Origin of the sequence: Streptomyces sp. NPDC018610 (assembly GCF_044391765.1) — a bacterium.
GTDB lineage: Bacteria > Actinomycetota > Actinomycetes > Streptomycetales > Streptomycetaceae > Streptomyces.
On record NZ_JBISAL010000008.1, the window covers coordinates 196226 to 213420 of the forward strand.

Below are 17195 nucleotides of genomic sequence, written 5' to 3' on the forward strand. Positions count from 1 at the left end.
TCGGCGCGGTTAGGTCTGTCGAACAGAGACGTACGCGGCCGTCCGCCAGACCGCCGTGTGGTGCTACCGAGGAGGATCCATCAGCGCCGAGCCCCGCATCAACGACCGGATTCGCGTTCCCGAGGTGCGACTTGTCGGTCCCAGTGGCGAGCAGGTGGGCATCGTCCCGCTGGCCAAGGCACTGGAGCTTGCGCAGGAGTACGACCTGGACCTGGTCGAGGTCGCGGCGAACGCCCGTCCGCCCGTGTGCAAGCTCATGGACTACGGGAAGTTCAAGTACGAGTCGGCCATGAAGGCCCGTGAGGCGCGCAAGAACCAGGCGCACACGGTCATCAAGGAGATGAAGCTCCGGCCGAAGATCGACCCGCACGACTATGACACCAAGAAGGGTCACGTCGTCCGGTTCCTCAAGCAGGGCGACAAGGTCAAGATCACGATCATGTTCCGTGGTCGCGAGCAGTCCCGGCCGGAGCTGGGTTACCGGCTGCTGCAGCGCCTCGCGGAGGACGTCCAGGACCTCGGTTTCGTCGAGTCGAACCCGAAGCAGGACGGCCGCAACATGATCATGGTTCTCGGTCCGCACAAGAAGAAGACCGAGGCGATGGCCGAGGCCCGCCAGGCGCAGGAGGCCCGCAAGGCCGACGCGAAGGCCAACCCGGGCCGCTCGCAGAACGCCGCGGACACCCAGGCGCAGGCCGAGGAGCCGGCCGAGGAGCACGCCGAGGCGTGACCCCCGGGACGCCTGTCCCAGGATGTAACCGAAACAAGAGCGACGCTCCACCGTGCCCGGTTCTCGCGACCGGGCACCGGAGCGCCACCGACGAGGAGAGAACGGCGCTATGCCGAAGAACAAGTCGCACAGCGGTGCCAGCAAGCGCTTCAAGGTCACCGGCTCCGGCAAGGTGCTCCGTGAGCGCGCCGGCAAGCGCCACCTGCTCGAGCACAAGTCGTCCCGCGTGACGCGTCGCCTCACCGGCAACGCCGAGATGGCCCCGGGCGACGCCGCGAAGATCAAGAAGCTTCTCGGCAAGTGACGCCGCGGCGCGCGATCGACTGATCCGGCGCGCCGTCCGTCTGGACCGGGACCCAATCGTTTCCGGGCCGTGTGAGCACAACCACGGCCCCGCTACAAGGAGTTAATCAAGTGGCACGCGTCAAGCGGGCAGTCAACGCCCACAAGAAGCGCCGGGCGATCCTCGAGCAGGCCTCCGGCTACCGCGGTCAGCGCTCGCGTCTGTACCGCAAGGCCAAGGAGCAGGTCACCCACTCGCTGGTCTACAACTACAACGACCGCAAGAAGCGCAAGGGTGACTTCCGCCAGCTGTGGATCCAGCGCATCAACGCCGCTGCCCGCGCCAACGGCATCACGTACAACCGCTTCATCCAGGGTCTGAAGGCCGCGAACGTCGAGGTCGACCGCAAGATCCTGGCCGAGCTGGCCGTCAACGACGCGAACGCGTTCGCCGCGCTCGTCGAGGTCGCCCAGAAGGCTCTGCCGAGCGACGTCAACGCGCCGAAGGCCGCGTGACGCCGCGCCGGCCTTGAGCCGGCGACTGTAGGACCCGCAGGCTTCAGGGCTTGCGGGTCCTGTCGTTGGGGGCGGCTGCGGTGTGTTGCCGACCGCGGCCCGGTGGGGGCTGTTCGCGCAGTTCCCCGCGCCCTCGAGGGCTGCGTCCGCACGTCGGCCGACCGCGGGTTCGTCGTGGCCGGCCGCCCCGGTTCCCCGCGCCCCTTCGCCTCGACCTCGCTGTGGGCGCTCGTGCCCCCAGGGCGGCACGGGTGGGCGCAGCGGCACCCCGTCAGCGCCGGTGAGCGACGATCCCCCGCCACCACGAGTCCCGAAAGCAAGAGGATGCCCCCCGCCACTCCCGAGCTCATCTCGCCCCGCTCCCCCCGCGTGAGCGCCGCCCGCCGGCTGGCCAAGCGGAACTTCCGGGGGAAGGACCGGCTGTTCCTCGCGGAGGGACCGCAGTCCGTGCGGGAGGCCGCCGGGCACCGGGCCGCGGACGGGACGGCCACCCTCATGGAGCTGTTCGCCACCGTCGAGGCCGCCGAGCGCTACGCCGACATCGTCGGCGAGGCCCGCGCCGTCGGCGCCCGCGTCCACCTGGCCGCCGACGAGGTCATCGCCGACATCTCCACCACGGTCACCCCGCAGGGCCTGGTCGGCGTCTGCCGGTTCCTCGACACGCCGTTCGAGGACATCCTCACCGCCCGCCCCCGCCTCGTCGCCGTCCTCGCGCACGTGCGCGACCCCGGCAACGCCGGCACCGTGCTGCGCTGCGCCGACGCCGCCGGGGCCGACGCGGTCGTCCTCACCGACGCCTCCGTCGACCTGTACAACCCGAAGGCCGTACGCGCCTCGGTCGGATCGCTCTTCCACCTGCCCGTCGCCGTCGGCGTCCCCGTGGAGCAGGCCGTCGCCGGGCTCAAGGACGCCGGGGTGCGCGTCCTCGCCGCCGACGGCGCCGGCGCGCACGACCTCGACGACGAGCTGGACAAGGGCACCATGGGCGGCCCCACCGCCTGGGTGTTCGGCAACGAGGCCTGGGGGCTGCCGGAGGAGACCCGCGCCCTCGCCGACGCCGTCGTGCGCGTCCCGATCCACGGAAAGGCCGAGAGCCTGAACCTGGCCACCGCCGCCGCCGTATGTCTCTACGCTTCGGCCCGCGCCCAGCGCGCCGTCCAAGGATGCCGCTCCGCCGCCCGGAACTAGTAGGGTGACCGGCTCGGGGGCCTGCTGCACCGGCTGAGAGGTGGGGTACGGGATGAGTGTCGGCACGAGCGGTGCACCGGACACGGACGCCGCACGCCAGCCCTCCGTGCCCCGGCCCGGCGGCCCCGTCCCCTCCCGAGGCCACGACCCCGGCCCCGCGGGCCCGGGCGTCGACCCCGACGACCTGCCCGACGGGCTGGTCGTCGCCGACGCGGACGGACGGGTCGTCCGCTTCAACGCCGCCGCCGCCCGGATCACCGCCACCCCCGCCGAGCGGGCCCTCGGCCGGCCGCTGGAGGAGGCGCTGCCGCTGGAGGACCTGGAGGGCCGGCGCTGGTGGCAGCTGACCGACCCCTACGGCGGCCTCGCCATCCGCGTCGGCCAGCCCGAACGCAACCTCCTGCTGCCCGGCGGCCGGGAGGTCCTCGTCTCGGCGAGCTACGTCCGCGTCCGCCCCACCGGCCCCGTGCGCCGGGTGGTGGTCTGTCTGCGGGACACCGAGGCCCGCCGCCGCACCGAGCGCAGCCACGCCGAGCTGATCGCCACCGTGGCGCACGAACTGCGCTCGCCGCTGACCTCCGTCAAGGGCTTCACCGCCACCCTGCTGGCCAAGTGGGAGAGGTTCACCGACGACCAGAAGCGGCTCATGCTGGAGACCGTCGACGCCGACGCCGACCGCGTCACCCGGCTCATCGCCGAACTGCTCGACATCTCCCGCATCGACTCCGGCCGCCTGGAGGTGCGCCGCCAGCTCGTCGACATCGGCGCCGCCGTCGGCCGGCACGTCCAGGCCTACGTCGCCGCCGGCCAGCCCGCCGACCGGTTCCTCGTCCGGGTGGAGCAACCGCTGCCCGAACTGTGGGCCGACCCCGACAAGATCGACCAGGTGCTGAGCAACCTCATCGAAAACGCGGTGCGCCACGGCGAGGGAACCGTCACCATAGACGTCACGCCCGCGGCGTCCCTGAGAGAAGGGGACGACGCGGAGAACGCAGCCACGTCGGTCACGGTGAGCGACGAGGGGCCCGGCATCCCGGAGGAGTCCATGAACCGCGTCTTCACCCGCTTCTGGCGGGGCAGCAAGCGCGGCGGCACCGGCCTCGGGCTCTACATCGTCAAGGGCATCGTCGAGGCCCACGGCGGCGCCATCACGGTCGGACGCGCCCCCGGCGGCGGCGCGCAGTTCCGATTTACCCTGCCCGTGGGCACCCCGGCGCACCTGCTCTGAGCACCCGCCGAGGGCCCACGGGCGCTTTCCCTCCCCTCACCCCCGTTAGACTCGGCCTTTGGCACCTTTGTGTCCCACCACTGGAGACGACACGTCCACGAGTCGGTGACGGGGACCGTCAGCCAGCCAATCGGAAGCACGGGAAGAGATGTCGGCACCGAATAAGTCGTACGACCCTGTCGAGGTCGAGACGTTGAAACCGGAAGAGATCGAGCGCATGCGGGACGAGGCGCTCGCCGCCTTCGCCGCCGCGGACTCGCTCGACGCGCTCCACGAGGCCAAGGTCGCCCACACCGGCCCGGCCTCCCCGCTGGCCCTCGCCAACCGCGAGATCGGCGCCCTGCCCCCGCACGCCAAGGCCGAGGCCGGCAAGCGCGTCGGCATGGCCCGCGGCGCGGTGAACAAGGCCCTCGCCGCCCGCCAGGGCGAGCTGGAGGCCGAGCGCGACGCCCGCGTCCTGGTCGAGGAGGCCGTGGACGTCACGCTGCCCTACGACCGCGTACCGGCCGGTGCCCGGCACCCGCTGACCACGCTCTCGGAGCGCATCGAGGACGTCTTCGTCGCCATGGGCTACGAGGTGGCCGAGGGCCCCGAGGCCGAGGCGGAGTGGTTCAACTTCGACGCCCTGAACATCGGCCCGGACCACCCGGCGCGCAGCGAGCACGACACCTTCTTCGTGCGCGGCGCCGAGGGCGCGGACTCCGGTGTCGTCCTGCGCACCCACACCTCGCCCGTGCAGGCGCGTTCCATGCTGACGCGCGAGCTGCCGATCTACGTGATCTGCCCCGGCCGCGTGTACCGCACGGACGAGCTGGACGCCACCCACACCCCGGTGTTCCACCAGGTCGAGCTGCTCGCCATCGACGAGGGCCTGACCATGGCCGACCTCAAGGGCACCCTGGACCACATGGTGCAGATGCTGTTCGGCGAGGGCATGAAGACCCGGCTGCGGCCGAACTTCTTCCCGTTCACCGAGCCGTCCGCCGAGATGGACATGGTGTGCTACGTCTGCCGCGGCGCGTCCGTCGGCAACCCCGACCGCCCCTGCCGCACCTGCTCGTCCGAGGGCTGGATCGAGCTGGGCGGCTGCGGCATGGTCAACCGCCGGGTGCTCATCGCCTGCGGCGTCGACCCGGAGAAGTACAGCGGATTCGCCTTCGGGTTCGGCATCGAACGGATGCTGATGTTCCGCCACAACGTCGAAGACATGCGAGACATGGTCGAGGGTGACGTCCGGTTCACCCGGCCGTTCGGGATGGAGATCTGATGCGGGTCCCGCTTTCTTGGCTGCGGGAGTACGTCGACCTGCCGGCGACGGAGACCGGGCGCGACGTCCAGGCCAAGCTCATCCCGGCCGGCCTCGAGGTCGAGACGGTCGAGCAGCTCGGCGCCGACCTCAAGGGGCCGCTCGTCGTCGGCCAGGTGCTCACCATCGAGGAGCTGGAGGGCTTCAAGAAGCCGATCCGGTTCTGCACCGTGGACGTCGGCCGGGCCAACGGCACCGGCGAGCCGCAGGAGATCGTCTGCGGCGCCCGCAACTTCGCCGTCGGCGACAAGGTCGTCGTGGTCCTGCCCGGCGCCACCCTGCCCGGCGGCTTCTCGATCAGCGCCCGCAAGACGTACGGCAAGACCTCCCACGGCATGATCTGCTCCGCCGACGAGCTGGGCATGGGCGACGACGGCACGCACGGCATCATCGTGCTGCCGCCCGAGCACGAGGTCGGCACCGACGCCATCGAGCTGCTCCAGCTCGTCGACGAGGTCCTCGACATCGCCGTCACCGCCAACCGCGGCGACTGCCTGTCGATCCGCGGCGTCGCCCGCGAGGCCGCCATCGCCTACGGCCGCCCGCTGCTCGACCCCGCCCTGCTCGACGTGCCGGCGCCCAATGCCTACGGGCACCCGGTGAAGATCTCCGACCCGTTCGGCTGCGACCGCTTCACCGCCCGCACGGTCACCGGCCTGGACCCCGAGGCACGCTCCCCGATCTGGCTCCAGCGCCGGCTGCAGAAGGCGGGCATGCGCCCGATCTCGCTCGCCGTCGACATCACCAACTACGTGATGCTCGAACTCGGCCAGCCGCTGCACGCCTACGACCGCACCCGCGTCCAGGGCGCCATCGGCGTGCGCCGGGCCGAGCGCGGCGAGCAGCTCACCACCCTCGACGGCGTCACCCGCACGCTGTCCACCGAGGACCTGGTCATCACCGACGACCGCGGCCCCATCGGCCTCGCGGGCGTCATGGGCGGCGCCGACACCGAGATCGACGACACCGACGGCACCACCACCGAGGTCGTCATCGAGGCCGCCCACTTCGACCCGGTCGCCATCGCGCGCACCGCCCGCCGGCACAAGCTGCCCTCCGAGGCCTCCCGCCGCTTCGAGCGCGGTGTCGACCCGCAGGCCGCCTCCGCCGCCGCGCAGCGCACCGTCGACCTGCTGGTCCTGCTCGCCGGCGGCACCGCCGACGCGGGCGTCACCGAGATCGTCGCGCCGTCCGCGCCGCGCACCATCACCATCCCGGCCGACCACCCCGACAAGGTCGCGGGCGTCACCTACGGCCGGGAGACCGTCGTGCGGCGGCTCCAGCAGATCGGCTGCGACGTCTACGGCGCCGACGAGCTGATCGTCACCGTCCCGTCCTGGCGGCCCGACCTGGCCGACCCGAACGACCTGGCCGAAGAGGTCATCCGCCTGGAGGGCTACGAGAACCTGCCCTCCACGCTGCCCCGGCCGCTGCCCGGCCACGGCCTGACCGGCCGGCAGCGCCTGCACCGCCGGGTCGGCCGCGCGCTGGCCGGCGCGGGCTACGTCGAGGCGCTGAACTACCCGTTCCTCGGCGAGGCCGCCTTCGACCAGCTCGGCCTGGACGCCGACGACCCGCGCCGCACCGTCGTCACCCTCGTCAACCCGCTCTCCGACGAGGAGCCCGCCCTGCGCACGACGCTGCTGCCGGGCCTGCTCGGCGCGCTGCGCCGCAACGACGGGCGCGGCGGCCACGACCTGGCGCTGTTCGAGACCGGCCTGGTCTTCCGGCCCACCGGCCAGGAGGAGGTCCCGGCCCGGCTGCCCGCCGACCGCCGGCCCACCGAGGAGCAGCTGGCCGCCCTCGACGCCGCGCTGCCGCGCCAGCCGCGCCGGGTCGCCGTCGTCCTGGCCGGCGCCCGTGAGCAGGCCGGCTGGTGGGGCAAGGGCCGGCCGGCCGACTGGGCCGACGCCGTCGAGGCGGCGCGGACCGTGGCCCGCGAGGCCGGCGCGGAGCTGATCGTCCGCGCCGACCAGTACGCCCCGTGGCACCCCGGCCGGTGCGCCGCGCTCTACGCGCGGGTGGACGGCGTCGAGACCCTCGTCGGCCACGCCGGAGAGCTGCACCCGCGTGTGGTGAAGGCGATGCACCTGCCGGAGCGCACCTGCGCCATGGAGGTCGAGCTCGACCTGCTGGAGCAGGCCGGCGACGGCATCGTGCGGGCGCCGCGGATCTCCTCCTTCCCGGTCGCCACGCAGGACGTGGCCCTCGTCGTCGACAAGCCGGTCCCGGCCGCCGACGTCGAGGCCGCACTGCGCGAGGGCGCCGGTGAACTCCTGGAGTCCATCCGCCTGTTCGACGTCTACGAGAACGCCGAGCAGCTCGGCGACGGCCGCAAGTCGCTGGCCTACGCGCTGCGCTTCCGCGCCCCCGACCGCACCCTGACGGTCGACGAGGCGTCCGCCGCGCGCGACGCCGCGGTGGCGCTGGCCGCCGAGCGCACCGGAGCGGCACTGCGCAGCTGAGCGGTTCACCAGCGGTGTGCGAGGGGCGGGACCGGACCACCGGACCCGCCCCTCCGCCGTGACCTGCGTAAATGCACTCCGCAGCTGCTCACTCGATCGGGTGAGAAGGCTCCTGATCCGGCCTTTCAGGGGTATGCGGTGGACACAATCGGACCGGCCCCGCGGGGCTGGTCCGCGCCGTCAGCGCCTTTTCCGGGGGTCCATGGACATGATCCGCCTCAGGGCCGGTACGCAGCGCGGGATGCGGCCGGGAGCCGTGTTCCTCGCCGTGGGCACCGGCATCGTCCTGCACGCCCGGCGCGCCATGCTGCACGAGCTGCGGCAGGCCCAGGCGGTCGCCGGCGCCGCCCAGAGCGCGCTGCTGCGCCCGCTGCCGCCGGACATCGCGGGGCTCGGTCTCGCGGCGGCCCAGCTGTCCGCCGACCGGGGCGCGGCCGTCGGCGGGGACCTGTACGAGGTGATCGCCACCGAGCACGGCGTACGGGTGGTCATGGGCGATGTGCGGGGCCACGGCCTCGGCGCCCTCGGCACCGCGGCGGCCGTGCTCGGCAGCTTCCGCGAGGCCGCCCACGACGAGCCCGAACTCGGAGGCGTGCTGCGCCGGTTGGGCCGCGCGCTCGCCCGCCACCTGCGCACCCGGGAACCCGGGCACCCGGCCGACGAGGACTTCGTCACCGTCCTGCTCCTGGAGATCGCCGACGACGGCCGCACGAAGGCGCTGAACTGCGGCCACCCGTGGCCGTACCGGCTGCGCGGCCAGGACATGGGACCGGTCTCCCGCGTAGGCCCGCTGCCCCCGCTGGGCGCCTTCCCCCTGCCGTACGACCTGCCCGTCGAGGAGCTGGGCCGCCTCCTGCCGGGGGACACGCTCGTCCTGCACACCGACGGCGTGGCGGACGCCCGGGACGCCCGGGGCCGCTTCTTCCCGCTGGCGTCGGTCCTCGGGGACGTGGCCCGCGCCGGCCCGCTCTCCTCCCGGTCGGTCCTGCGCGCCGTGTTCGCCTCGCTCCTGCGGCACACCGGACACCGCCGCGCCGACGACGCGGCGGTCCTGGTGATCCGCAACGACCGGAAGGCGTCGGTCCGCGTCCGGCCTCCCAGGGGAGCGGGGCGCTGCCCGTAGCGGCTCCGCCGCGCGCGGGCGCGACGGGCCCCTGAGGTGGTGGCGGGCCCCTGAGGTGGTGGCGGGCCCCTGAGGTGGTGGCGGGCCCCTGAGGCGGTGGCGGGCCCCTGAGGTGGTCGCGGGCCCGCCCCTGAAGCGGTGGCGGTCTCCCGCGCGGTCCGGGCCCGCCGCGCGCGGGCGTGACCGGCCCCGGCCGGCGACCGGCGGCCACGTAGCCCCCTGCCCGGCGAGGCCGCCCGTCCCGCCACGGAGTGTCGGGCAGGCGGCGGGACGGGCGGCGTGGCAGCGGGCCGCCGCACTGTACGAGGGGGAGCCGGCGGCCCGGCCGGCCTCTTGACGAGGCACCTCAGTCAACCGGCCGCCCACGCACCGCGACAGCGCGCACACGGTGCGGATGCGCGCACTGCGTTCACACCCCGTGTGAACCGGGCCCCACTACGCTGTGCGCACCGAGCCACCGGGGGCCCGACATGCAGCCCAACACTCTGCTCGACGCGATCCTGGACGAGGCGGGGATCTCGCACGCCGGCCTCGCCGCACACGTCAACCAGGCGGGCCGCGCCCGCGGTCTGACGCTGCGCTACGAGCACACCGCCGTGGCCAGGTGGCTCAAGGGCCAGCGGCCCCGCGGCCAGGTGCCCGACCTGATCTGCGAGGTGCTGGCCGCCCGGCTGCGCCGGCCCGTCACCCTCGACGACATCGGCCTCGGCGTGCCCGGAGAACCGTCCGCCCCGCACACCACCTCCCTGTCCGGCTTCGTGGAACGGGCCACCGCCCTGTGGCGCTCCGACGAGCAGCAGCGCCCGCACGTCCTGGGGGCGCCCGCGGTGACCGGCACCCCGGCCGTCATGCCGGTGTGGGAGTGGGAGAACCCGCCCGAGGACGCGGACGTCTCCCGGGGCGGGCGGCACCGGGTCACCCCGGCGGACGTCGAGATGCTGCGCGCGGCCCGCACGCACTACGAGCAGATGTACCGCAAGGCCGGCGGCGTGGCCACCCGCAGCCGGGTCGTGGGCTTCCTGAACGCGGAGACGGCCCCGCTGCTGCGCGGCGGCTACACCGACGCCACCGGCCGCCAACTGCACCGGGCGACGGGTGCGTTGGTGGCGATCGCGGGCATCTGCGCCTACGACTCCGACGCGCACGGGCTCGCCCAGCGCTACTTCCACCAGGCGCTGCGGCTCGCCAAGGCCAGCGGGGACCGCGGACTGGGGGCCTACGTCATAGCGCTGCTGGTCAACCAGTCGCTGTTCATGCGGGAGTACCGCCAGGCCGTCGCCTTCGCCGAGGCCGCGCTGCGCGCCGCGGGCCGCGACATCACCCCGGCGCTCGCCTCCGACCTGTACGCGATGCAGGCCAAGGCGTACGCCCACCTCGGCGACGGCACGAGCGCGCTGTCGCGCATCCGGCGCGCGGAGCAGGCCGCCGAGCGCATCCACCGCGGCTACGAGCCCGAGGAGACCGGCTATGTCGAGCCGGGCCTGGTCAACGTCCAGGTGGCGGAGGCGCTGCTCAGCCTCGGTGATCTGGCGGCCGCAGAGGAGCACGCCGCGGCGGCCGTGGACAGCCCGGCGCACGACCGCGGCCGGGTGCACCGCCTCGCGATGCTCAGCACGATCGAACTGCGCCGGGGCAACGCCGACAGCGCGGTGGCGACCGCCGTGCGGATGGCCGAGCAGGCCCGCGGGATGGAGTCCCAGCGGCTGCGGGACCGGCTGCGCGCGGTGCGCGAGCACCTGGTGCGCAGCGGGTGCGCCGGTACGACGGAGGCGGCCGAACTCATCGACGGCGCCCTGCGCGTGCCCCTGTGAGGGCTTCCCGGCCCGCCGCGCGCCGCCCGCTGCCCCGTACGCGGCTCATGTGCGCCTGCTGCCTGGCCGTCGCGGCTGCGATATTGCCACTGACCTGACGGAAGGTGGCAGAACCGTGCAGTGGACGAAACAGAACGAACAAACTGTGTACGCAAACCGCTGGTTCACCGTCAACCTCGCGGATGTCGAGCTGCCGGACGGCCGGCATCTGGACCACTTCCTGATCCGGCTGCGGCCCGTCGCCGTGGCCACCGTGGTCAACGAGGCCGACGAGGTGCTGCTGCTGTGGCGGCACCGCTTCATCACCGACAGCTGGGGCTGGGAACTGGCGGCGGGCGTCGTCGAGGACGGCGAGGACGTCGTCCGCGCCGCGGCCCGGGAGCTGGAGGAGGAGACGGGCTGGCGCCCCGGCCCCCTGCGCCACCTCATGAGCGTCGAGCCGTCCAACGGCCTCACCGACGCCCGGCACCACGTCTACTGGACCGACCGCGCCGAGTACATCGGCGATCCCGTGGACGACTTCGAGTCCGACCGCCGCGCCTGGGTCCCGCTCAAGATCGTCCCCGACCTGATCGCCCGGGGCGAGATCCCGGCCGCCAACATGGCGGCGGCCCTGCTCCTCCTCCACCACCAGAGGCTGACCGACCACACATGACAGATCTGCCCCGCGCCCGCTTCTCAAGGGGCGCGGGGAACTGCGCGAAGGGGGTCCGGGGGCAACGCCCCCGGGGTGGGACGGGAAGGGGCGGTCGGGGGTGGAAAACCTCGGCCCCCGACCGCCCCACGCCCCTCGGCCTCGTTCAGCCGTACGTGTAGAACCCCGACCCGGACTTCCGCCCCAGCCGCCCCGCGTCCACCATCCGCTGCAACAGCGGCGGCGCCGCGTACAGCGGCTCCTTGTACTCCTCGTACATCGAGTACGCGACGGAGGCGACCGTGTCCAGCCCGATCAGGTCGGACAGCTTCAGCGGCCCCATGGGGTGCGCGCACCCCAGCTCCATGCCGTTGTCGATGTCCTCACGGCTGGCGATCCCCGACTCGAACATCCGGATCGCGGAGAGCAGGTACGGGATGAGCAGCGCGTTCACCACGAACCCGGACCGGTCCTGGGCGCGGATCGCGTGCTTGCCGAGCACCTTCTCGGTGAACAGCTGGGCCCGGCTCAGCGTGCCCTCGGACGTGGTCAGCGCCGGGATCAGCTCGACGAGCCTCTGCACCGGGGCCGGGTTGAAGAAGTGGATGCCGATCACGTGGTCGGGCCGCGAGGTGGCGACCGCGAGCTTCACCAGCGGGATCGAGGAGGTGTTGGAGGCCAGGATCGCGTCCGGCCGGGTCACCACCTGGTCGAGGACCTGGAAGATCTCGGTCTTGACCTGCTCGTTCTCCACGACGGCCTCGATCACGAGGTCGCGGTCGGAGAACTCGCCGAGGTCGGTGGTGAAGCTCAGGCGCGCCTGCGTGGCGTCCCGCTCCTCGTCGCTGATCTTGCCGCGCTCGGCCGCCTTGCCCAGAGAGTTGAACAGCCGGGTGCGGCCGATCTCCAGGGCCTCGCCGGTGGTCTCGGCGACCTTCACGTCCAGGCCGGCCCGGGCGCACACCTCGGCGATGCCCGCGCCCATCTGGCCGCAGCCCACCACACCGACGCGTGCAATGTCTGCCGAAATGCCGGTCACATCGTCCCTTTCGCAGATCCAACGGGTGGGCAGGCGGCCCATGTGTGCGGTGCCTGCTCCGAACGTGCACGTTACCCCTGTCATAACGATGATCGATCGCCCGGGTCGTGCATGCTGACCCGGTACACGATCCGTGACGGCGCGGATCCGGAACGTACCGGGAGTGTCCGGATGAGCCGAGTGACCCGACGCGCGTTCACCGTGGCCGCCCTGTCGACGCTGGCGGTGACGCACGGGGCGAGCGCGGCGCCGGCCGCGCCCCAGCCGCCGGGCGGGGCCGCCGGCGCGCGCCGGGAGCAGGTCACCGAGATGCGGGGCATGTGGCTGGCGACCGTGAGCAACCGCGACTGGCCCTCGCGCACCGGACTGAGCGTCGCCCGCCAGCGCGGCGAGCTGACCGCCCTCCTCGACGCGGCGGTGCGCCGCCGGCTCAACACGGTCTTCCTCCAGGTCCGCCCCGCCGCCGACGCCCTGTGGCCGTCGTCGTACGAGCCGTGGTCGCGGTACCTCACCGGCACCCAGGGCAAGGACCCCGGCTGGGACCCGCTGGGCACCGCCGTCGCGGAGGCGCACGCGCGCGGCCTGAAGCTGCACGCCTGGTTCAACCCCTACCGCGTCGCCCTGAGCACCGACCGGACCCAGCTCGTCTCCTCGCACCCGGCCCGCAGGCACCCCGACTGGGTGGTGGCCTACGCGGGCAAGCTGTACTACGACCCGGGCCTGCCCGAGGTGCGCGCCTTCGTACAGGAGGCGATGCTCGACGCGGTGCGCAAGTACCCCGTGGACGGCGTGCACTTCGACGACTACTTCTACCCCTATCCGGAGGCGGGCCAGACCTTCGACGACGACGCCGCCTACGACCGGCACGGCGGCGGCTTCGCGAGCCGGGCGGCCTGGCGGCGGGACAACATCGACAAGCTGGTGCGCGAGACGGCCGCCGCCCTCGCCCGGGTCCGGCCCGGCGCCCAGTTCGGGATCAGCCCCTTCGGCGTGTGGCGCAACGCCGCCACCGACCCGCGCGGCTCCGCCACCAAGGCGGGCGCGCAGACGTACGACGACCTGTACGCGGACACCCGCAAGTGGGTGCGGGAGGGCTGGATCGACTACGTCGTCCCGCAGCTGTACTGGACCATCGGCCTGGCCGCCGCCGACTATGCCGAGCTGGTGCCCTGGTGGGCCGAGGTGGCGCGCGGCAGCCGCACCCGGCTGTACGTGGGGGAGGCGCTGTACCGGGCGGGGGAGAAGGACTCCGCCTGGCGGGACCCCGACGAGCTGTCCCGGCACCTCACCCTGGCGAAGAAGTACCCGGAGGTGCGCGGGCACGTCTTCTTCGCCGCCAAGGACGTCGCCGCGGACCCGACCGGCGCGATGGCACGGGTGGTCGCCGACCACTACCGGCAGCCGGCGAAGTCCCCGCGCTGAGCCCCGGTTCACGTCCCGTCCGGCCCGGGGCCGCGTCCCGGGCGGTGCAGCGCCCCGCGGGGGCCGGCACCGCCCCGGGCCGAGGCCTCAGCGTCGTTGCTGTTGTTCCTCGTGATGACGGATCTGGCAGTCGGGGCCGGGTGACATGACGGCCTCGTGCCCGTCCGGGAAGCGGACGCGGTAGGGCGGATTGCCCTCCGATCCCATGACCTCGACGACTTCGGTGATCTGGTCGTGCTGGCCGACCACCCTGCCGTGCTGGACGAGCTTGTCGCCCACGGTTGCGCGCATCTGCGGGGCCTCCTCACCGGGTGCGGGAGCAGCGGTCCTCGGCTTTCGAGTCTACGGCGCGGAGCACGGCCGGCCGGTGTGCGGCGGAACCGGGATGTGCGGTCGGAACCGGAGGTCTCCGGTCAGCCGCGCGCCCGCTGGGTGACGGCGATGCAGACGAGCACGGCGGCGGCCGTCACGGGGGCGGCCGGCGTCAGCCGCTCGCCGAGCAGCAGCACCGACCACACCAGTGTGAGCAGCGGCTGCGCCAGCTGCAACTGGCTGGCCTTGGGGATGCCGATCGCCGCCATCCCCCGGTACCAGACGACCATTCCGAAGAACTGCGAGCCCGCGGCCAGCCACAGCAGCCCGGCCACGCTGTGCGCGCCCAGGTGCACCGGCTCGTACGACAGGGCGACCACCGCGCCCGGCACGGTGACCGGCAGGCACAGCACCAGCGCCCAGCCGATCACCTGCCAGCCGGGCATGATCCGGGCCAGCCGGCCGCCCTCGGTGTACCCCGCCGCGCACACGAGCAGCGCGGCGAAGAGGAGGCCGTCGGCCGCGGTCAGCGCGCCCCCGCTCTGCTGCACGGTGAAGGCGAGCACCGCCGCCGCGCCCGCCAGCGCCGCCGCCCAGAACGTCCGCGAGGGGCGGACGCCGACGCGCAGCGCGGACAGCAGCGCCGTGGTGAGCGGAAGCAGGCCCACGACGACGGCGGCGTGCGCCGTGGTCGACGTCTGGAGGGCGAGCGTGGTGAGCAGGGGGAAGCCGAGGACGACGCCGAGGGCCACGACCGCGAGCCCGGGCCAGTGCCGGCGTGCGGGCGGCGGCACGCGCAGCGCCAGGAGAGCGCCGCCCGCGATGACGGCGGCGAGCACGCTGCGCACGGCGACCAGCGACCAGGGCCCGAAGCCCTCCAGACCCCAGGCGGTGGCCGGGAAGGTGAGGGAGAAGGCGACGACCCCGAGGCCCGCCTGGACCAGCCCGGGGCCGGTCCGGTCGGAGGCGCCGCCGCCCGGTGCGTCGGCGTTCCGCGCGCGGGAGCCGGTGCCCGTGCCGGGTCCGGTGCCCGTTGGGAGGGTGCCGGTGTCCGGCACGCGGGTGCCCGGCGCGCCCGTGTCCGGGTCGCCGCCGGTCGTCGGCGGGCTGTCCACCGCTATCCTGCCCGCCTCGGTAGCGCTACTCTTGGCTCTCATGCAAGAGCGTAGCAGTGTGGGTGAACTCGTCCAAGAGCTGCGGCGGGAGCTGAAGCGCTACTCGGAAGGTGAGAAGCTTCCCTCCAGTCGAGCCCTCGTGGAGCGCCACCGGGTCAGCCCGGTGACCGTCTCCCGGGCCCTCGCGCAACTGGCCGCCGAGGGTCTGGTGGTGACCCGGCCCGGCGCGGGCGCCTTCCGTGCCGCACCGCACGCGCCGGCCGCGCCCACGGGCGACACCTCCTGGCAGGCGGTGGCGCTGAGCGCCGACGGCGCCGCCGACCTCGTGCCGCGCACGGTGGACGCCTCCGGTGTCACGGTCTCGCTGGCCGTGCCACCGCCGGGCGTGATCGAGTTCAGCGGCGGCTACCCGCACCCCTCCCTCCAGCCGGAGCGGGCCATGGCCGCCGCGCTCGCCCGCGCGGGCCGCCGCCCCGGCGCCTGGGGGCGCCCGCCGCTGGAGGGGCTGCCGGAACTGCGCGAGTGGTTCGCGCGCCACATCGGCGGCCCCGCCGGCGCGGTCACCGCCGCCGAGGTCCTGATCGCCGCCGGCGGCCAGTCCGCGCTGACCACGGCGCTGCGCGCCCTGGCCCCGCCCGGCGCCCCGGTGCTCGTCGAGTCGCCGACCTACCCCGGCATGCTGGCCATCGCACGGGCCTCCGGGCTGCGGCCCGTGCCGGTGCCGGTCGACGCCGACGGCGTGCGGCCGCACCTGCTGGCCGACGCGTTCCGGGCGAGCGGCGCCCGGGTGTTCGTCTGCCAGCCCCTGTTCCAGAACCCCACCGGCGCCGTGCTCGCCCCGGAACGCCGCGCCGAGGTGCTGCGGATCGCCCGCGAGGCGGGCGCGTTCGTCGTCGAGGACGACTTCGTGCGCCGCCTCGCGCACGAGGACGCCGGGCCGCTGCCGCCCCCGCTGGCCGCCGACGACCCCGACGGCGTCGTCGTGCACGTGAGCTCGCTGACCAAGGCCACCTCGCCCAGCTTCCGGGTGTGCGCGCTCGCCGCCCGCGGACCGGCGCTGGAACGGCTGCGCGCCATCCAGGTCGTCGACACCTTCTTCGTGCCCAGGCCGCTGCAGGAAGCGGCGCTCGAACTGGTCGGCTCGCCCGCCTGGCCGCGCCATCTGCGCTCCCTGGCCACCGAGTTGAAGACCCGCCGCGACGTCATGACGAGCGCGCTGCGCCGATGGCTGCCGGAACTCGCCCTCCCGCACATCCCCTCCGGCGGTTACCACCTGTGGCTGCGCCTGCCCGACGGCGCCGGGGGCTCCGCCTTCGGGTCCGGGGGAGAGTCCGCCCTGGCCACCGCCGCCCTGCGCGCGGGCGTCGCCCTCACCCCGGGCCGACCCTATTTCAGCGCCGAACCCCCCGCCGCCCACGTGCGGCTGAGCTTCGCCGCGGTCGCCGGCACCGCCGAGATCACCGAGGGCGTACGCCGGCTCCGGGCGGCCTGCGACGAAGTGCTCGGGCCGGGACGGGAAAACGGTTCGACACCGCGGCCCGCGGTTGCCACCCTCCTGCCATGACCGACACCCCACGGCTCGCCGACGGCTACGAGATCTCCACCGACACCGACCGCATCGACGTCGCACGCGTCCACCACTGGCTGTCCACGGACGCCTACTGGGCGCTCGGCCGCACCCGCGACAAGCAGGAGCTGGCCGTCGCCGGGTCGCTGAACTTCGGGGTGTTCGACACCGCCTCCGGCGCGCAGGTGGCGTACGCGCGGGTGGTCACCGACCGGGCGACCTTCGCCTGGCTGTGCGACGTGTACGTCGAGCCGGCCGTGCGCGGCAAGGGGATCGGCACGGCGCTCGTGGCCGCCGTACGCGACCACCTGCGGCCGCACGGACTGCGCAGGATCCTGCTCGCCACCGCCGACGCGCACGGCGTCTACGAGAAGATCGGCTTCCGGCCGCTGGAGCGCCCCGGGCGGTGGATGGCACTCGTTCTCGACCGACACCCGTGTGACACCCCTTGACCCGC

Annotated in this window: 16 protein-coding genes; 13 read left to right on the forward strand and 3 right to left on the reverse strand. The window is 73.8% G+C overall.

The window, feature by feature from the left end; genetic code table 11:
• The first annotated feature begins 55 nt into the window (after nucleotides 1-55).
• The 10 genes from infC to ACH5A8_RS21710 all read left to right on the forward strand — a co-directional run bounded on the left by infC (nucleotide 56) and on the right by ACH5A8_RS21710 (nucleotide 11304).
• Nucleotides 56-730: a translation initiation factor IF-3 gene (gene infC, locus ACH5A8_RS21665; RefSeq protein WP_399004278.1), complete on the forward strand. Its 675-nt coding sequence runs from the start codon at nucleotides 56-58 to the stop codon at nucleotides 728-730.
• 109 nt (nucleotides 731-839) lie between these two features.
• Nucleotides 840-1034, forward strand: a complete 195-nt coding sequence (gene rpmI / locus ACH5A8_RS21670) for a 50S ribosomal protein L35 (RefSeq protein ID WP_004933563.1) — start codon at nucleotides 840-842, stop codon at nucleotides 1032-1034.
• Nucleotides 1035-1144: 110 nt separating this feature from the next.
• Nucleotides 1145-1528: a 50S ribosomal protein L20 gene (gene rplT, locus ACH5A8_RS21675; RefSeq protein WP_006141703.1), complete on the forward strand. Its 384-nt coding sequence runs from the start codon at nucleotides 1145-1147 to the stop codon at nucleotides 1526-1528.
• Between the two features lie 324 nt (nucleotides 1529-1852).
• A complete protein-coding gene (locus tag ACH5A8_RS21680) occupies nucleotides 1853-2716 on the forward strand; it encodes a TrmH family RNA methyltransferase (RefSeq protein ID WP_399004280.1) in 864 nt (287 codons plus the stop codon).
• Nucleotides 2717-2768: 52 nt separating this feature from the next.
• Nucleotides 2769-3944, forward strand: coding sequence for an ATP-binding protein (locus ACH5A8_RS21685; RefSeq protein WP_399004282.1), 1176 nt, complete (start codon nucleotides 2769-2771; stop codon nucleotides 3942-3944).
• A 148-nt stretch (nucleotides 3945-4092) separates the two neighbouring features.
• Nucleotides 4093-5211 (forward strand): phenylalanine--tRNA ligase subunit alpha, encoded by a 1119-nt coding sequence (pheS, locus tag ACH5A8_RS21690; RefSeq protein ID WP_399004284.1) that lies wholly within the window; start codon nucleotides 4093-4095, stop codon nucleotides 5209-5211.
• Entirely contained in the window at nucleotides 5211-7715 is a 2505-nt protein-coding gene (gene pheT, locus ACH5A8_RS21695; RefSeq protein WP_399004286.1) for a phenylalanine--tRNA ligase subunit beta, read from the forward strand. The genes pheS and pheT overlap by 1 nt, the downstream gene beginning before the upstream one ends.
• A 202-nt stretch (nucleotides 7716-7917) precedes the next feature.
• Entirely contained in the window at nucleotides 7918-8838 is a 921-nt protein-coding gene (locus ACH5A8_RS21700) for a PP2C family protein-serine/threonine phosphatase (protein ID WP_399004288.1), read from the forward strand.
• A 470-nt stretch (nucleotides 8839-9308) separates the two neighbouring features.
• Nucleotides 9309-10649, forward strand: a complete 1341-nt coding sequence (locus ACH5A8_RS21705; protein ID WP_399004290.1) for a transcriptional regulator — start codon at nucleotides 9309-9311, stop codon at nucleotides 10647-10649.
• Nucleotides 10650-10764: 115 nt separating this feature from the next.
• Nucleotides 10765-11304 (forward strand): NUDIX hydrolase, encoded by a 540-nt coding sequence (locus ACH5A8_RS21710; RefSeq protein ID WP_399004292.1) that lies wholly within the window; start codon nucleotides 10765-10767, stop codon nucleotides 11302-11304.
• A gap of 145 nt (nucleotides 11305-11449) precedes the next feature.
• Here ACH5A8_RS21710 and ACH5A8_RS21715 read toward each other — a convergent pair whose 3' ends face one another.
• Entirely contained in the window at nucleotides 11450-12322 is an 873-nt protein-coding gene (locus tag ACH5A8_RS21715; protein ID WP_399004294.1) for a 3-hydroxybutyryl-CoA dehydrogenase, read from the reverse strand.
• A 171-nt stretch (nucleotides 12323-12493) separates the two neighbouring features.
• Here ACH5A8_RS21715 and ACH5A8_RS21720 point away from each other — a divergent pair, with 171 nt between their 5' ends.
• A complete protein-coding gene (locus ACH5A8_RS21720; RefSeq protein ID WP_399004296.1) occupies nucleotides 12494-13744 on the forward strand; it encodes a glycoside hydrolase family 10 protein in 1251 nt (416 codons plus the stop codon).
• 87 nt (nucleotides 13745-13831) lie between these two features.
• Here the strand turns inward: ACH5A8_RS21720 and ACH5A8_RS21725 are convergent, their stop codons facing one another.
• Nucleotides 13832-14035 (reverse strand): DUF1918 domain-containing protein, encoded by a 204-nt coding sequence (locus ACH5A8_RS21725; RefSeq protein WP_399004298.1) that lies wholly within the window; start codon nucleotides 14033-14035, stop codon nucleotides 13832-13834.
• A 122-nt stretch (nucleotides 14036-14157) separates the two neighbouring features.
• On the reverse strand, nucleotides 14158-15213 hold the full coding sequence (locus ACH5A8_RS21730; protein ID WP_399004299.1) for a DMT family transporter: 1056 nt from the start codon (nucleotides 15211-15213) through the stop codon (nucleotides 14158-14160).
• On the opposite strand from ACH5A8_RS21730, the gene ACH5A8_RS21735 reads away from it, so the two are divergent.
• Complete coding sequence (locus ACH5A8_RS21735; protein ID WP_399004301.1) at nucleotides 15212-16735, forward strand: PLP-dependent aminotransferase family protein; 1524 nt, start codon at nucleotides 15212-15214, stop codon at nucleotides 16733-16735. The two genes, ACH5A8_RS21730 and ACH5A8_RS21735, sit on opposite strands and share 2 nt — an antisense overlap.
• Complete coding sequence (locus tag ACH5A8_RS21740; protein ID WP_399004303.1) at nucleotides 16732-17190, forward strand: GNAT family N-acetyltransferase; 459 nt, start codon at nucleotides 16732-16734, stop codon at nucleotides 17188-17190. The genes ACH5A8_RS21735 and ACH5A8_RS21740 overlap by 4 nt, the downstream gene beginning before the upstream one ends.
• Nucleotides 17191-17195 lie beyond the last annotated feature (5 nt).

Excerpts from the sequence above, each read along its gene's own strand:
- ACH5A8_RS21720 (WP_399004296.1), top strand. The coding sequence starts at position 12,494 with ATGAGCCGAGTGACCCGACGCGCGTTCACCGTGGCCGCCCTGTCGACG.
- ACH5A8_RS21700 (WP_399004288.1), top strand. The coding sequence starts at position 7,918 with ATGGACATGATCCGCCTCAGGGCCGGTACGCAGCGCGGGATGCGGCCG.
- ACH5A8_RS21680 (WP_399004280.1), top strand. The coding sequence starts at position 1,853 with ATGCCCCCCGCCACTCCCGAGCTCATCTCGCCCCGCTCCCCCCGCGTG.
- ACH5A8_RS21725 (WP_399004298.1), bottom strand. The coding sequence starts at position 14,035 with ATGCGCGCAACCGTGGGCGACAAGCTCGTCCAGCACGGCAGGGTGGTC.
- ACH5A8_RS21705 (WP_399004290.1), top strand. The coding sequence starts at position 9,309 with ATGCAGCCCAACACTCTGCTCGACGCGATCCTGGACGAGGCGGGGATC.
- pheS (WP_399004284.1), top strand. The coding sequence starts at position 4,093 with ATGTCGGCACCGAATAAGTCGTACGACCCTGTCGAGGTCGAGACGTTG.
- ACH5A8_RS21685 (WP_399004282.1), top strand. The coding sequence starts at position 2,769 with ATGAGTGTCGGCACGAGCGGTGCACCGGACACGGACGCCGCACGCCAG.
- ACH5A8_RS21730 (WP_399004299.1), bottom strand. The coding sequence starts at position 15,213 with ATGAGAGCCAAGAGTAGCGCTACCGAGGCGGGCAGGATAGCGGTGGAC.
- ACH5A8_RS21735 (WP_399004301.1), top strand. The coding sequence starts at position 15,212 with ATGCAAGAGCGTAGCAGTGTGGGTGAACTCGTCCAAGAGCTGCGGCGG.
- rpmI (WP_004933563.1), top strand. The coding sequence starts at position 840 with ATGCCGAAGAACAAGTCGCACAGCGGTGCCAGCAAGCGCTTCAAGGTC.
- ACH5A8_RS21740 (WP_399004303.1), top strand. The coding sequence starts at position 16,732 with ATGACCGACACCCCACGGCTCGCCGACGGCTACGAGATCTCCACCGAC.
- pheT (WP_399004286.1), top strand. The coding sequence starts at position 5,211 with ATGCGGGTCCCGCTTTCTTGGCTGCGGGAGTACGTCGACCTGCCGGCG.